This is a genomic window from Bacillus sp. AP50, from assembly GCF_040492675.1.
In the GTDB taxonomy this organism is placed as follows: Bacteria; Bacillota; Bacilli; order Bacillales; family Bacillaceae_G; genus Bacillus_A; species Bacillus_A cereus.
In genome coordinates this window covers 1-14,034 of sequence record NZ_JBEUTW010000117.1, presented here as the reverse complement: position 1 = coordinate 14,034, position 14,034 = coordinate 1, and the positions used below count along the sequence as shown (strand labels likewise).

The following is a 14,034-nucleotide window of genomic DNA, read 5'->3' as shown; positions in this document are numbered from 1 at the left end:
TCATAAAATAACTATTTTGTTATATTCCTTGCACTTTTAAATGAGACAAGCATATGTTGTAGTATAGTGTTTCATCACTTATTTACACTTCCTTTTTTTCAAGAGTACATATTCGATATGTACTCTTTTTTCATTCTCCTATACGGATAATCTTTTTTTACATTACACATACTATCCTCAAGTCAACTTCCCATGACTACACTCTTTAAAAACGGAGCTTTGCACCTTTAAATAAGGAAAGCATTCTACTTTCCATACGGCTTATGCTTGAGTGCTAGAAGAAATCCTAGCCTTTTTTTATTTCTCTCATTTTAGTTGGACCTTTCCATTTCCCTTCACGTTCCCACTTCTTCTTGAGCTTTCCAACGTAAGTAAAACTGCGTTCATACATAATGCTGATTTCCGTATCTGGAATACCTTGTATATTCAAACCTCTTACAATTTCAGGGGTTAATCCAATTGGCGTTCTCTTTCTCGGTCCACCGTTCTTTTTCGGCTGTGTATCCAAGTATCTACCCAACTGGCGTAATTCTTCACCAGTCGGGCATGCTTTACACTCATTAACACTAAAACTTTCGTTGGATGAACGATTATAATAACAACGTCTACATTTCTGTTCGATAATGTCACCAATTTGGTATGTGAGCTCTTTTCGTTCTTCTTTTGTCAGTTTCATAGCATCCACCTACAAGACTGCTTTGAGCGCTAAACCGAGCGCTTGTGATCTGCCTTGTAACTCAAGGCGATGTTCACGTTCTTTCGCAGCTGTCTCTTCTGCGGCACGTACATTGATATGCATTTTTTGAAGGTCATGCCCCAATTCATGATTCTTTTCCGTAATCGTATTAAACTCGTTAAGTAATGTGTTGTAATCTTCATCACGATATTGTAGCTGCTCTTGTGATAGCTTTAGTGCATCTTCTGCTTCCAAGCGTGCTTTCGTTTCTGCAATCAGATCTTGAGCTAGTTTTTCTTTTATATTTTTTAATTCTTCGTATATTTCCGTTACTTCACTCAACTCTTTTAGAAGTACATCTTTTTCATCAAAAATGTTATTTAATTGCTCTTTCCAAGAAACATCTAGGGTTTCTACTTTCTCGATATGCTCAATAACTACAGGTTTTAATTCTGGTGGTTCAGATTTCGCTTTTTCTTTGTTTTGAGGCTGTAGTAATGGTTTTGTACCCTGAGCTTTCTTAGGTGTACCTACACGCTTATCAGGCGTTGCATTTGCCTCCCGTCTTTTTGCAACGTGATAATATAAATTCCCTTCTGTTACTCCGAACTCTGCTCCGATTTTCCCCCAAGTCCATTTCTTTTCATCAGAAGCACGTAATTTTTCAGCAGTTACACAAATTTGATCCCAGTTTTTTTGTTCAGCCATATGTTCCGTTCTCCCCTCGAGTAGACTCTCCCCTAAGCTTTTTAGATTTTTACCGATTTCACAGTTCTCTGAACACCAACGCGCTATTTCATAATTGTTTCCAATCGATTTTGGAACAGTTTTACACGCTTTACAGTGTTCATCTTGTAAATTTAGAATCTTGAGTCGGATATGACGTTTCTCAGCTTTGCTCAATCCATCACCCCATATGAGATTGGAAGGCAAGTAGTACAACGAAATTGTCATACTACCAACCTGTTTTTATTAGTCTTCTAATGTTTCATCAAAAGGCTTGTCCTCATCAGTGACTTCAATTTCTTCAGAAGATTGCGATTCTTTTTCTTGCACCTGTTCTTCTACCGTTACAACTGTTTCTTCTGTCTTTGTTTCTTCCTTCGGTTTCTCTTCTACCTTTGACTGCTCTCCTACATCCGGCTGTTTCTCTTTCCATTCGTGCCATTTAATCGCCATCGGTGCAATGCGAGCACGGTAATCATCAATCATTTCAATTAGCTTCACGTTAGAAATCTTCAGCTCGTTTGCTAATTTTAGATAAGACTCTCCTTCAAGCTTTCGTTTTACAATGTAAGCAAAGTCATGTGGTAAATCATCTAAGCCTGGAGCAAGCCCGCTAATGATAAATGCATCAACGGTTTCACGATCCGCTTGCTCTCTTTCTTCGCGAGTTAGGATTTTCTCTTCTGGAATATCGAAGTCCGCTTCCATTTGCTCATACACCTGTTTAACTTCTTGCACAAAACCTTTTTCATCCACTTCATATTCAGTTAACGGTTTGTTCGTTTTTGCATTTAGCAACACATTATAATTCACGATAAGAGACTCCAATGATACAGCCACTTTAATATCGATTAATTCAGAAAGTGCATCTAACTTTCCATTTAATGAGCTATCCGTTACTTCCAAAACGATTTCTTTCTTCCCATCAGGTTTAAGATTTACTTTCTTTAAAGTTGGTTTGAATTCGATATATGACATATGATCCGCTCCCTTTATTTAGCCTTTTTTAGTTTTTTCTCTTCACGTTTTAATTTGTTGTACTCATCAAGTGTGATGAATCCGCCATATTTGATAACATGCTTTAAAAGAATGAGTTGTAAGTGTGGATATTTATATTCGAACATCTTCTTTTTCACCGCGAATGTTTCCGTCACCATACCCTTTATGTCCACGACTTCTACATCACCATTTGGCAAATAAACCATGAAGTCTGCGATATATGTAATTGCCTTAAAACTTTTACCGTTCTTTGTAAACGCTGGTTGCAAGGTGAACCTTGGTTGTAATTCGAAGCTTTTAATTTCACCTGCAGCTTGGCAAACCTTTAAACCAGAATAATAATCCGATTCAGCCTTACTATCGAATACATGGCCGTCTAGCTCAGCTTTTTTATTGTTATATTTACTCATAACTTTTCTCTTTCGCTTCACTAATTAACTGAGTGATTTCATATACAGCATTTTGTGCACATTCCATGTTTCTTCACCCCTTGAATATTTTTCAAAAATCAATACATACTATTTTCAAGCCGCTTAATCCACGGCTGGTACTTCCTTCTTTTACAGTAAGAGGCAGATTGGTTCATCACTTTTCTAATTCTTACTGTATATTTTTAAAAATATCGAAAATAATATCAACAAGCTGTTCGAACTAGCAGCTTCACTCTTCTCGCAATGGGAATGCAATTTATCACAATTAGCTAACTCATTCGACTAACTGGCAGACAACCGAAAATGTTGTCTGCTTTTTGTATGGAATTTTTCATTTTACATATACTACTTTTGAGCCTGTTGCCAATGCAAGCCATTTGGTGTTTTGAATTCCGACTAAGCTTTTTGTTGCATAGATTATTACATCTTTGACAACACTGTTTTAAAGCGCGTTTTCTGGTTATTCGTAGTTCTAATCCAGAATAATTTTTCTCCTATAAAGGACGGCAGGTACGACTGCTCGTCCTTTTTTACTTATACCGCATACTCTCCCTTCTGATAATTTCGAACCACATTGCCCTCATCATCGTAGTAAGCAATTTCCCAATAAGGATGGCAGTTGTGCTTTTCAATTTCTCCATCGAACAAAACAAACAGATTAGTTTTCCAGTTCCCAACGATCGTACCCCACATGCCAGCTACGTTTACTCGCATACCCATGTAAGCAAAATGTAGGTTTCTAAAGTTTTGCATTTTCTTAAACGCTTGTTCTGTGCTGTACATCCGCTTGATATCAAAAACCCCTTCGTTCTCACACTTTACAAACTTCATGAATTCAGCCATTGGCATCGTTAGAAGCTTTGTTCTGAACTTTTTCCAGTACAGAAATCTTGCCTTTCCTTCAGTTTCCGCTACCACATATTCTTCATTCGGCCATTGTTCGAAAATGGTAGTGAGTTTGAATTTGTAAAGAACCACCATCCTTTCATCTCCCCCTTAATTTGCAATCAACTGGTGGAACAGTTCTTTATTTCTTGTGTCTAGTGCATGATTAATGAGTTGGTATTTTATTAACTTTTCAATTTCATCATGATCTTCTCCGTCGATATGCGTTTCAAGCGAGCACTCATCATCTTCAAGTACTTCCATGTACAAAGGTTCCTTGTATTTACCTTTAAAATTGATTTGAATATATATCGGTGCATCATTCACATTGAAATGATGATATGCTGACATTCCATCTGTAATAGTTAAATTTGGTTTATAAAACGCGAACAGTTGACCTTCTGAAAACTCTGCAGAAATTTCAATTCCATACGGATACTTCTTTGCATTTTCAACAAAGTGGATTCTAGTTACAAACCTTAAATGTTTATGAAATGTGTAGATAAATGGAAAGCCCTCGTGTCTTCTGGGCAAGATATGGTTTAAAACAAATTGCATAAACTCACGCTTTTTCTCAACCGACACGTTGCTCATGCAGTAACCCCCTTTTCCATCCTTCAAATTTTTGTATCCAAGCATCCCATTGTTCTTGGTATGAAGCTTCCTGCTGCTTTGCTACCTCACAATTACAACCCTCAATCGTTATCATCCCAGGATAAATTTCTTTATGAACTACGCCAGTGTTACTGCATGTCATGCACATTTTCTTCACTCCTTTTCACGATAATCTTCGCCTTCAATTTCGACGATGTAATGCTTGCTCATGCCTTGTAATCGACTATTTGCTGCAAAACCAATTTTTTCTCCTAATGTTTCATTATCTTCATTAGAACTGTATAAAATAGGCATATTATGTCGATACCGATAATCAATAATTTGATAGTAGAGATTCTCTTTTGCTTCTGACCATTTTGATTTCCCTAAATCATCCCAAATGAGAACCTCTACTTTTTTTGCATGATCCATCAGGCGATTAAATTCTTTTTTATCATCATTCATCATCTTGGCTGCAATGAGATCATCCATAAAAGTTCCGTCTGATATTAGCAGCACGCTATATCCTTGATTCATAAGATACTTCGCTGCAGCTACTTGAAGATGCGTTTTACCAAGTCCAAAACTGTTATGTTCTCTCTTTGCTTGCGCTTGCTTTGCTAGCTCTAATTGCTTAATTCGTAACTCACCAAATGTTGCAACAAAACCTAAACTATTTTGTTTTGTCCCTTTGATTTGTTTAAAGTAATGCAGATACTCCACCATCATTTTGTAAAGAAGCTTTTGTTGCTCTGTTTCCCGCTTGTAAGAATCAAAACGGGCATTTGTAAATTCTTCGGGAATCATTGCGTTTTTTAACCTACGCTCTAATACTCGTTGCGCTTTGCATTCACAATCTTTTTGCATAGACACTCTCATACCGAATTGATTAACTTCTTCGTAAAAAATCACTTCTGAATCCTGACATTTTAAACATCTATACTCGTTTGATGTAGTTGGGTCTATTGCGTTCTCTGCTTGCAATTTCTTCCTCATAGCTTCTGCCCGTACTAAAACCTTTGCCAGCGCGTCCCCTACGTGTTGCATTCTCTACACCACCTCTTTGATTTTTATAATCCTCATCAAGCTTGATTACATCTGCCAATGTTTTCACGTTGCTTTTTTGCCAGTTGAATAAAATACCGCTAATGTATTTCCATCGTTTCGCGTTCTGATCAACCGCCCTATCAACAGCTTCCATAATGATTTGGCTACCTAATACATCACTAAACTCTCCCAAATCCTGCATTGCCGTTTCACTTAATGGAATGTTGTTCTGTAAAAGGTAGTTATAACTTTTTTGAAATTCTTCATCTATCAAAGGATGCTTATCTACATCATCATTAGTTAGTTTAGTACTTGGTATATCAGTACTTAGTAAATCATTAGTATTTAGTAGTTGGCCTTTTTCCACTGAGTGGTTTTCCATACGTGTGGTTTTCCAGTCAATGGTTTTACCACTAGGTGGTTTTTCCATAGGATGGTTTTCCTTATCTATGGTCGGTACTTCATAAACAGCAGTTTCCCAATGTGATATTTTTCCTGTCTCTGAATCTTGAACTGGATAACGTTTCAAATATCCTGCAGCCTTTAATTCTTTGAGAGTACTTGTTGTTATTTTTTCGCTATCTTTGGCATGTTGACTTAGCTCTGTTGCATGAAAAGTCCAATCATCAGGTAAAGAAAGCATGTATGCTAATAATCCTTTTGCTCGCCAACTCAGATTTTCATCACGTAAAGGCGTGTTGTGTATCACCGAGTAATTTGTATCCTTCTTAACTCGAAAGATGCCCATCTTATGACCCCCTTGTGCAAATCGCGATGTAAGACTCATTTTCCTTAATGACTTTCTCTATTCGATAACCTGGATAACCAGTTTGTATATAACATGCAATCGACTGTTTTAATTCATCTTTTGATTGTGCTCTCTCCCACAATTTGCGAGAGAGTAGCACCTTTGATTTGTTACTCACCTTCAATCACGAATTCTGCCTGTCCATTCCCTTCAGCTGATTGATCCACTTCAATTGGATCTGCTTCTATGAATTCTGGTTCTTCCGTGATATCTTTTCGAACCACTTCGTCATGCTGGGCTTGTGACTGAACTTCAATGCTAATTGGCAAGTATTTAAACATGTAACGAACCACTGTTTTCTTCGCCATTTCCTCATAATCTGTTTTCCACGGGCTATAGTTCGAATTTGCTGAAGCTGAACGCCCTCTTCTTTTTTCAATTTCACTCTTTGGCATAAATTCCATTTGATGCCCACCATCTTTGAAATGTGCGACTGCATACGCTCCAATAAACTCACCACGATCACCAAATGACGGTTTGTGCTTCAGTTGAGGGTGTAAACCTAACTCGTATTCAAACTCATCATTTTCATAAACTGCATGTGCATAGATGCTTTGAATGTGACCAGAACGTCTTGCTAAATCAATCATGCCTTTATATCCGATAATGAAAGTCGCTTCACTCTTATATGGTAAGATGTAGCAATGCCCTAACAATCCTGGCTCCAACCCTAATTGTACGGCTTGCATAACAGCTCCCATAAGCGATGGTACTTTGCATTCAAGTAGCTTTGGATTTGTACGAATCGTTGTTAATGCAATTCGGCTCATCCGATCCATACTCATGTGTTTCGGTAACACTTCCGCAAAACGTGGAGCCATTTTCTTCATATACGCTTCTACTGTTTGTTCAGGTGTTACTGGTGTGCTTACCTTACGATTTGCTAATTGATTTTTTACATCTTTGTTAGTTGCCATTGTTTATTTCCTCCCTTATTTAACTGTGAATTTTCTTGATTTAGATTCTTTAACATACTGCTCAAATAAATCTGGGTGTTCCGCTTTGAATCGCTTGCTATCAAACCGATTAGTTGTATATGACTTCCAATAAATCTTGTAGTTCTCAGTTCCACCAACTTCATTGGTACCGAGTTTTGCTTTGATTTTGTTTTCGTACTCTACCTTTTGTTCTTGCAGGACTTTAATTTCTCGGTCCACTTGATCACGCGCTTCAATGAGAAGTTCTTCTTGCTTACCTAAACTTACAAAGCTATCTGTAATGGATTCTGGATATAAATGTTTAAGTAATTCTGTTGATGAATCCGAACCGTCAAACATCGGTGGCTCGTTCTTCTTAACGTTGTTGAGCCAGAAGTCTTTTTCAATATCGATAAGGTACTGGATCAATTCCTCATCGCGTTCGATTTTTTTATGAACAAATTTGTTGCCACCGATGAGTACCGCAATCCACCATGCTTCATAGCCAGTTACGGCCATATAATGTTGACACTGTAAGAGATAAGCAGCTGGAACTTCCTCATCTTCCCACTCTTTTTTTAAATATTCCGACGACGTTTTGCATTCAAGTCCAACTTTTTCACCAACAATTAATCGATCCACATTCGCTAACATCCACGGATATTCAGGGTGTTGAAGAATGGCATTTCTGCGTTGAACCTTTAAATCTGTGCGTTTTGCAAATTCTTTTGCCACTACTTCTTCTAAAACGTTGCCGAAGTATGCAGCTTCACTTTGTATATCTTCCTTTTCAATCGCTTGTGTTTTTTCAAGGAATACTTGCACTGCTGATTTCCATTTATTTAAACCTGCTATTGCAGAAACATCTGAGCCGCCAATACCTTGTGTACGTGCTTGCAACCACTGATCGTGGTCCATATTGAGTGTATTTACCAATACTTTTGCTTGCATGTTCTATTCACTCGCTTTCTGTGATATACTAGCCCTAACTTATCTTTTTAAAGGGACCTCCTGCTGCTACAGGTGGTCTTTTTCATGCATATCTCCAAATAAAGCCTTTGGATGTTCTTCTCTTTCCTTTACATACATTCACTATGTGAACAGGGCTGATACCGATAAATCTCGCTGCAGCCTTTGTTGATTTAAATTTCCTAAGTACTTGAAGCGTATGTTGATCTATTTGCTCGACAGGTTTGGATGTCTTTGACTTTAGATCTTTCGCATAATCTTTCGGCAATAAATACTTATAAGCATGCTTCATGTTCTCTGAATTTGTAACCCATTCCAAATTGGAAATTGTGTTATTACTTCTATTTCCGTCCTTATGATTCACGTGGCTTTTTCCATCTGGATTTTCAATAAAAGCTTCTGTAACCAATCTGTGAACATAGAATTTTTGAGCTTTCCCATTAAGATGCAATTGCACCTTTTTATAGCCTTGACTACAAAATTGCTTGCGGTACTTCTCTTTTTTGAACTTGATTGACTTTACATTTCCTGTGCTTGAAATTTCGTAATGCCCCTCGTAACCTGTTACAGACTTCCAGGTTTCTTTCATGTCATAACCACCTCTTATTCCCTTGCGGTTTTCTTCTCAAATCCAAGCTGCGTAATCATGTAATCCATGATGTTATCCTTTAGGACCACTTCGCCATCTGGTGCGATTAAAAACTCATCACCTGGCAGAATTTCATTACCTAATGCATCTTCAACTGGATAGTCTATCATCTGTTCTTGCGGATCTGCTTTACCGTAGCCGTTGTGCATCGCCATCGGGTTATCTAGCATCGTGCTCACCTCCTTTAATGTAGGATTTTCCTCCTTTCTGTCGAATTAGTTAGACGAAAGGAGGTGTTTGTATGAAACCAAATACTATAAATATTCGCGTTGATTTAGATGATATTTTCAAACTATCTCATCATGAAATTGTTGACCGTGTTTTAAAATACGTCCATGAACAATCGCGCCAGTATAATGATTTAACTCCAGAGAGCAGTCTAGAAATGGTTATAAAAGAAGCGACAAAAGCTTACGAAGGTAACTTAAGAAAACATATGCATGAACGATATAGTGCTACTATTTCTGGTCAAGTTGAAGTACAACGTTAGATTCACAAATTTGCTTATTATTTAATAGAATTTTCACTTCTACAACAGTCTCTGTTACCGCAGGTGCTGGAATTACTTTGGTTTTGTTGTTCATTTCCATTTAAATCACCTCCTCGCAAAGAGTAATGCAATGTGCTCTTTCTACCACACTTGCATCAACGCCCTGACTTCTTAACCGTCGGATAATTCCTAAGATGTTTTTACGATCCTTTTCACGTTCCACATCGTGCTTTTCTTTCGCTCGATACAGTGCTGCAAGTTCTCGTCTAGCTGACCTTGCTTCCTTAATCCATGTACAAAGTGCAATTGGATCCTGTTGCTTTAATGCTTCGATTTGCATTTGATTACAATATTTTAAGAACTCATCTAACACCTGTTTCTTTTGCATGTCCTTTTGTAAAACTGGTGCTGTTATGCTCATACTGTTTTCTCCTTTCGTAACTGTTCATTTTCTTGCTTTAGCTGTTCGTTCTCGTTGATAAGCTTTTCAAATGTATCTAATAGCGCTACGCCACCCACGAATGAAACGATAACCACCGCTGTAACCAAAAGGCTGAATGTACTTTCAACCAACGTTTGGTTCCTCCTTTTGGGCTTCTAGCCATGCTTCCAAATCTTTTTGTAAGAAGAGTAATTTGCGCCCTTCTCGTATAACCGGAAACTTCGGATGACTTGCCAACTCATACATTCTACAAACCGCGATGTTAAGGTAAGCTGCCGCTTCTTTTACTCGCATTACTTTGTTTGGTTGTGATTGTTGATGTAAATCAGCTAATGCTGATCTGATTTCTTCACGAACAACTTCACGGATTGACTCTTTAATGATTTGATCTAATCCCATTTTGTTTTGCTCCCTTCTATTTAACTTAACCAACCTTGACTTAACTATAAGTTAAGTCAAGGGCAAAAAATTTTAATTGCTTCTAGTTTCACTTTTAAGAAATCAGCAATTTTTACAATTAAGTCATAATAAGGACGGCGTTTGCCGTTTTCTATGTACCAATAGTACACTTCCGTAATACCAACGGCCTCAGCTACTTCCTTACATGTATATCCCTGTTCTACACGTAGCTGTTTTAGAGTTTTCATATGCAACTCCTCTCTTCCGTTTTTGTTGTTAATTACATATTAACTTAACCTTAAGTTAAGTTCAAGTGTTTTATAAAACTTTTTTCAAAAACTTTACCTTTCCACTTAACTGATAGTTAATATATAATGACAGTGTAGCAAAGTGCCGTGTGTCACACTATAACAGTGGTAAAGAAGAAATAACTTCATATAAAATAGATAAAATAAACTTGGGGTGTTTTAATTATGTTTAGTCATGAAAGGTTAAAGTTGTTAATTGAAAAAAGAGGGATTACTCAACAACAATTAGCTGATGCAATTGGTGTTAGTCATGTTTCTGTTTATAACTACGTTGAAGGAAAAAAATCACCAGGTACACGTACACTTCAAAAAATAGCTAATCATTTAAATGTTACTACTGATTATCTACTTGGGTTATCTGATTCGCCAGATTTAACAGCAGACCAAGATCTACAACTTACAAAAGAAGCTCAAGAAATTCTTCAAATCATAAATGATCTACCTGAAGAACAACGAAAAAAAGCATTAGAACAACTAGAAATGTTTGTGAGTTACGAAAAAGCTAAAGGGAATATTTAATGAAAAAAGACTATCCGAAAAAATTAGATAGTCTTTTTTAAATTACTTTGTCTCTTTCATGTCCACTTAAACAGATAGATAATAATATTTCTTTTGGGTTATCTTCTTCTTGCAGAAGTAAAAGCGCTTTTTTTATCAGATTAACTTCCCCATCTTTACTTTTCATCTTCTCTTATCCCCTTATCACTTTTGTTATTTTTTTACATAAATTTCTTTTTTGTTCATAAACCTAAAAAGGAAATCTTACTTAAAACTACAAATGACACCGTCAATTAAGACGATGTCATTTTAAATTTATATATGTAAACCTATATTTTGTATCTTACCAACCGCCACCAGGATCAACCATCATTTGCTGAACTACTGGTTTTGAGTCATTTGTACTAGGCTTTTCTTTCGCAGAATCAGTGTTAACAACTAGTGTAATTGCTAATAATAGTACAGGAATAATTGTAATTAATTTTTTCATCTAATCACCTCTTTCCGATGCTAATTATAACAAATATTCAAATTAAACCCAAGTGAATTTTCGGTAAATTCGAATAAAATATATTTCCTGATTTTTGACACATTAGAAGAGATTGTTTCATTAACTCTTCTCTTTTAGCTCCCTCATATGTTAAAGCTAAATAAGCGGTCTGTATGTCTGTTAATTCACCTGTAGAACTTTTTATTTGATTTAATATTTCCCTCGCTCCTATTGTATTACCTTGTTTAATCATTAAATATGCCAGCTCACTTGGATGTACAACATCTGTTTCACTAATTTCTTTGTCATGGTGAATCTTTAAAAATGATAATGTATGTTGCACCATTTCTTTCTTCTTCTCTACAGCTTCAACTTTTCTATCACCAATCACTTGTAATGTTTTCTCTAGGTAATATTTTGAGTTCTCATATTCACCTACTGAGAAAACATACGATTCACCTAGCTTTAAGTACGCATTTACTTTTGGAAAAGAAAAATAGTTATCCCACTCAAGATCATCTATTAATTTAATACAAACGTTTCTTGCTTCATCTACTTCTCCTCCTTGCAATGAAGTAACAGCAATCGCTTCTCTGTAACGTAATTTGAAGCACTCACGAAGATATTTATTACTAATTTTATCAATTTTAGTTTCTATTGATTTCAGACGCTCATTTAAAGTCGTATAATTTCCTGTTTGATATTGCGCTTGACATAATAAAATTTCAGTTAACAATTCCATCTCAATTGTTTTCACTGATTTACTTGCTATATGCAACGCTTTATAATATAGTTTGGCATTCAACTCACCGATATATCGTTTATAAATAATCAGATACACACTAGCAAATTCTTTATTTTCAGACACCTTAGACTGTAATTCACTATTTATTACTTCAATCAAAAGATTGAACTTACCTCTTAAAGCTAAGTCCTCCATCGCTTCACGTAAATTCTCTGATTTCGGATTTGTGACATCAATATAATCCTTTAATATATTCCCTTGTACCTGTATGCCTTTATTTAATAGAATAATTGTTTTAGAAAGAAAACCAAAACTAATATCTGTGTTACCTTTAAATACTTTTGTAACAGTACTTGGCTTAACACCCCAATGATCTGCTAGTTTATTTTTTCTTATACCAGCTACGCATAATTCTTTTTCAATTTGACCTAGAGCTTTCCACATGCTTTGTCCCCCTTATTGGAACAAGACACACTTCCCTATCATGAACACGCACCTTAATGCTGAATTACATCAAAAAGCTGTGTTATAACTAGCCGTATACGTTACGAAAACTCGTAAACGAAAGGCTCATGGCAAATGTTTTCCCTACTTCAATTAGGGCTAAACGGTGTAAACGTGTTCCCAGCATATTTACACACACTATGGGTCTTTTTTGTTCCGTTTGATTTCTTAAAATCAGTTTATCACAAGATTAAGAATCTTCATTCCACTTAAAGTCAATTCATGTTGAGAAAGTTTTTTCTAATAGTCAATGTCTCAACACTATTAGCAAGTATATAAATTATGAACTATACTCTGTCAGTAAACGTCAAACATTTGCCGTTTACAATTTGTAAAAAAATCTTTGAGCATAGACCTTAACATTATATATAAGGACGCTGTCTTAGGAGTTATAACTGTAGGAATTGATTTGAAAGACAACGTTCAAGATTGGTTACTTAAAAAAATGAAAAATAAATTTCTGTAAATCAAAAGCACAGTAGCATTAAGCACTGTGCTTTTTTATCTCTTTATATCCCCGTTCCTGACTCTAAGATTGTTTTCCAGCCACCAGGATCAGTGATTTTATGTCCACCCGGGTCTTTTGTGAATTCTCCCATGTTCTTCCCTCTCTCCAAGGATAAAATAAAGCATAAAATTATTCAGCTAAAAAAACACCACTATATGGAGTTCTCATAACATTGATCCATTTTCTTAATGTTTCTCTATTAGCTTGAGTAATCGGATAACCTCTACCTGTACAAACTTTTTCTGCACCTGGTGAAAGCGAACTGGTTGTTACAATCAAACCAGATTCAGCACCATACTCTTGCATATCTGCCCATAGAGATTTCACTACCATTTTTTCAATTTTTGTTTTGTGTCTCTTACATTGAATTAGAATCGTTGCTGGTCCTGGTTTATCACTTTCTTTTAGCCAAACTCGTGCATCTATTCCATCATCATCTCTTCCTTCACCTATTTCAACATAATATCCATGTTTTTCAAAAAATTCACATGTTAGAGCTTCGAATTTCCTCCAGTTTATCTCACCCATTGAATCAAAGTTATGACTTAAATAGTCAATATATCGTTGATCAAAGAATTTCCCATAATTAGTTTCTAAAGATTCACTTTCAAATAACCCTCTTAATTCTGCCACATCCTTCCAATTAACTTGTCTAGTCCATCCCCATGGACTTTTATGTAACCTCAAATTAATAGCTTTTATTATCTCTATCCCCATATATGCTCCTGCAATGCCATATTTCTTTTTTGCAGTTTCTAAAAAAATTGTAGGATCGATTACCGCCTTGTTTACTACTTTTGCTGTATTCATTGTTTTCTTTTGAAATTCTATAAATAATCGAATTAAATCCGAATACATTTTGGAGGTTTCAGGATTATTTGAATACTTCCTAGACAGTAAAATTGTAGGAGATACATTACTAGGATTTTCAGTATTTCCTACCTTATAT

General features: G+C 36.0%; 24 protein-coding genes and 1 pseudogene. 2 read left to right on the top strand and 23 right to left on the bottom strand.

The annotated features are described in order from the left end of the window. Positions 1-286: 286 nt before the first annotated feature. The 14 genes and pseudogenes from ABWK52_RS10620 to ABWK52_RS10555 all read right to left on the bottom strand — a co-directional run bounded on the left by ABWK52_RS10620 (position 287) and on the right by ABWK52_RS10555 (position 8,871). A complete protein-coding gene (locus tag ABWK52_RS10620) occupies positions 287-676 on the bottom strand; it encodes a zinc-finger domain-containing protein (protein WP_000778927.1) in 390 nt (129 codons plus the stop codon). A 9-nt stretch (positions 677-685) separates the two neighbouring features. Next, positions 686-1,384: a hypothetical protein gene (locus ABWK52_RS10615; RefSeq protein ID WP_001987359.1), complete on the bottom strand. Its 699-nt coding sequence runs from the start codon at positions 1,382-1,384 to the stop codon at positions 686-688. A gap of 33 nt (positions 1,385-1,417) precedes the next feature. Then, a pseudogene (locus tag ABWK52_RS10610) lies at positions 1,418-1,630 on the bottom strand (hypothetical protein); the annotation flags it as partial. Between the two features lie 18 nt (positions 1,631-1,648). Continuing rightward, the gene (locus ABWK52_RS10605; protein WP_097880032.1) at positions 1,649-2,380 is read right to left on the bottom strand and encodes a 2-methylcitrate dehydratase; all 732 of its coding nucleotides are present in this window, start codon (positions 2,378-2,380) and stop codon (positions 1,649-1,651) included. A 14-nt stretch (positions 2,381-2,394) separates the two neighbouring features. Then, a complete protein-coding gene (locus ABWK52_RS10600) occupies positions 2,395-2,811 on the bottom strand; it encodes a DUF1064 domain-containing protein (protein WP_098541257.1) in 417 nt (138 codons plus the stop codon). A 555-nt stretch (positions 2,812-3,366) separates the two neighbouring features. Further along, positions 3,367-3,813, bottom strand: a complete 447-nt coding sequence (locus tag ABWK52_RS10595; RefSeq protein ID WP_255289033.1) for an MFS transporter — start codon at positions 3,811-3,813, stop codon at positions 3,367-3,369. 15 nt (positions 3,814-3,828) lie between these two features. Then, positions 3,829-4,311 (bottom strand): YpiB family protein, encoded by a 483-nt coding sequence (locus tag ABWK52_RS10590; RefSeq protein ID WP_084064298.1) that lies wholly within the window; start codon positions 4,309-4,311, stop codon positions 3,829-3,831. Next, positions 4,292-4,480, bottom strand: coding sequence for a hypothetical protein (locus ABWK52_RS10585; RefSeq protein WP_084064299.1), 189 nt, complete (start codon positions 4,478-4,480; stop codon positions 4,292-4,294). Before ABWK52_RS10585 ends, ABWK52_RS10590 begins: the two co-directional genes overlap by 20 nt. 5 nt (positions 4,481-4,485) lie before the next feature. Beyond that, positions 4,486-5,358: an ATP-binding protein gene (locus ABWK52_RS10580; protein WP_257142799.1), complete on the bottom strand. Its 873-nt coding sequence runs from the start codon at positions 5,356-5,358 to the stop codon at positions 4,486-4,488. Continuing rightward, positions 5,249-6,106, bottom strand: coding sequence for a DnaD domain-containing protein (locus ABWK52_RS10575; protein ID WP_084064300.1), 858 nt, complete (start codon positions 6,104-6,106; stop codon positions 5,249-5,251). Before ABWK52_RS10575 ends, ABWK52_RS10580 begins: the two co-directional genes overlap by 110 nt. A gap of 170 nt (positions 6,107-6,276) precedes the next feature. Beyond that, positions 6,277-7,083: a recombination protein RecT gene (gene recT, locus ABWK52_RS10570; RefSeq protein WP_084064301.1), complete on the bottom strand. Its 807-nt coding sequence runs from the start codon at positions 7,081-7,083 to the stop codon at positions 6,277-6,279. A gap of 15 nt (positions 7,084-7,098) precedes the next feature. Further along, positions 7,099-8,034 (bottom strand): YqaJ viral recombinase family protein, encoded by a 936-nt coding sequence (locus ABWK52_RS10565; protein WP_084064302.1) that lies wholly within the window; start codon positions 8,032-8,034, stop codon positions 7,099-7,101. 82 nt (positions 8,035-8,116) lie between these two features. Continuing rightward, positions 8,117-8,641, bottom strand: a complete 525-nt coding sequence (locus tag ABWK52_RS10560) for an HNH endonuclease (RefSeq protein ID WP_098541259.1) — start codon at positions 8,639-8,641, stop codon at positions 8,117-8,119. A 14-nt stretch (positions 8,642-8,655) separates the two neighbouring features. Continuing rightward, complete coding sequence (locus tag ABWK52_RS10555; RefSeq protein ID WP_000886553.1) at positions 8,656-8,871, bottom strand: YqaI family protein; 216 nt, start codon at positions 8,869-8,871, stop codon at positions 8,656-8,658. Between the two features lie 71 nt (positions 8,872-8,942). Here ABWK52_RS10555 and ABWK52_RS10550 point away from each other — a divergent pair, with 71 nt between their 5' ends. Further along, the gene (locus ABWK52_RS10550) at positions 8,943-9,191 is read left to right on the top strand and encodes a hypothetical protein (protein WP_098541261.1); all 249 of its coding nucleotides are present in this window, start codon (positions 8,943-8,945) and stop codon (positions 9,189-9,191) included. Here the strand turns inward: ABWK52_RS10550 and ABWK52_RS10545 are convergent. From ABWK52_RS10545 to ABWK52_RS10525, 5 genes are read right to left on the bottom strand one after another with little or no spacing between them, the layout of a single operon-like run. After that, the gene (locus ABWK52_RS10545; RefSeq protein ID WP_000425727.1) at positions 9,160-9,291 is read right to left on the bottom strand and encodes a hypothetical protein; all 132 of its coding nucleotides are present in this window, start codon (positions 9,289-9,291) and stop codon (positions 9,160-9,162) included. The two genes, ABWK52_RS10550 and ABWK52_RS10545, sit on opposite strands and share 32 nt — an antisense overlap. Further along, positions 9,292-9,612 carry a hypothetical protein gene (locus ABWK52_RS10540; protein WP_084064304.1) on the bottom strand — a complete coding sequence of 107 codons (321 nt, stop codon included), beginning with the start codon at positions 9,610-9,612 and terminating at the stop codon, positions 9,292-9,294. It abuts the gene before it with no gap. Then, positions 9,609-9,764 carry a hypothetical protein gene (locus ABWK52_RS10535; protein ID WP_000230374.1) on the bottom strand — a complete coding sequence of 52 codons (156 nt, stop codon included), beginning with the start codon at positions 9,762-9,764 and terminating at the stop codon, positions 9,609-9,611. Before ABWK52_RS10535 ends, ABWK52_RS10540 begins: the two co-directional genes overlap by 4 nt. After that, positions 9,757-10,032, bottom strand: a complete 276-nt coding sequence (locus ABWK52_RS10530) for a helix-turn-helix domain-containing protein (RefSeq protein ID WP_000522035.1) — start codon at positions 10,030-10,032, stop codon at positions 9,757-9,759. Before ABWK52_RS10530 ends, ABWK52_RS10535 begins: the two co-directional genes overlap by 8 nt. A gap of 56 nt (positions 10,033-10,088) precedes the next feature. Beyond that, on the bottom strand, positions 10,089-10,280 hold the full coding sequence (locus ABWK52_RS10525) for a helix-turn-helix domain-containing protein (RefSeq protein ID WP_000854267.1): 192 nt from the start codon (positions 10,278-10,280) through the stop codon (positions 10,089-10,091). Positions 10,281-10,505: 225 nt separating this feature from the next. On the opposite strand from ABWK52_RS10525, the gene ABWK52_RS10520 reads away from it, so the two are divergent. Then, positions 10,506-10,859 carry a helix-turn-helix domain-containing protein gene (locus ABWK52_RS10520; RefSeq protein WP_084064305.1) on the top strand — a complete coding sequence of 118 codons (354 nt, stop codon included), beginning with the start codon at positions 10,506-10,508 and terminating at the stop codon, positions 10,857-10,859. A gap of 37 nt (positions 10,860-10,896) precedes the next feature. Here ABWK52_RS10520 and ABWK52_RS10515 read toward each other — a convergent pair whose 3' ends face one another. The 4 genes from ABWK52_RS10515 to ABWK52_RS10500 form a co-directional block, all read right to left on the bottom strand. Then, complete coding sequence (locus ABWK52_RS10515; protein WP_000836758.1) at positions 10,897-11,025, bottom strand: hypothetical protein; 129 nt, start codon at positions 11,023-11,025, stop codon at positions 10,897-10,899. A gap of 156 nt (positions 11,026-11,181) precedes the next feature. Further along, positions 11,182-11,328, bottom strand: coding sequence for a hypothetical protein (locus ABWK52_RS10510; protein ID WP_000733986.1), 147 nt, complete (start codon positions 11,326-11,328; stop codon positions 11,182-11,184). 37 nt (positions 11,329-11,365) lie between these two features. Then, positions 11,366-12,517 carry an AimR family lysis-lysogeny pheromone receptor gene (locus tag ABWK52_RS10505; protein WP_098541263.1) on the bottom strand — a complete coding sequence of 384 codons (1,152 nt, stop codon included), beginning with the start codon at positions 12,515-12,517 and terminating at the stop codon, positions 11,366-11,368. Between the two features lie 697 nt (positions 12,518-13,214). After that, on the bottom strand, positions 13,215-14,034 hold an 820-nt coding region (locus ABWK52_RS10500; protein WP_353771931.1), incomplete at its 5' end, for a restriction endonuclease.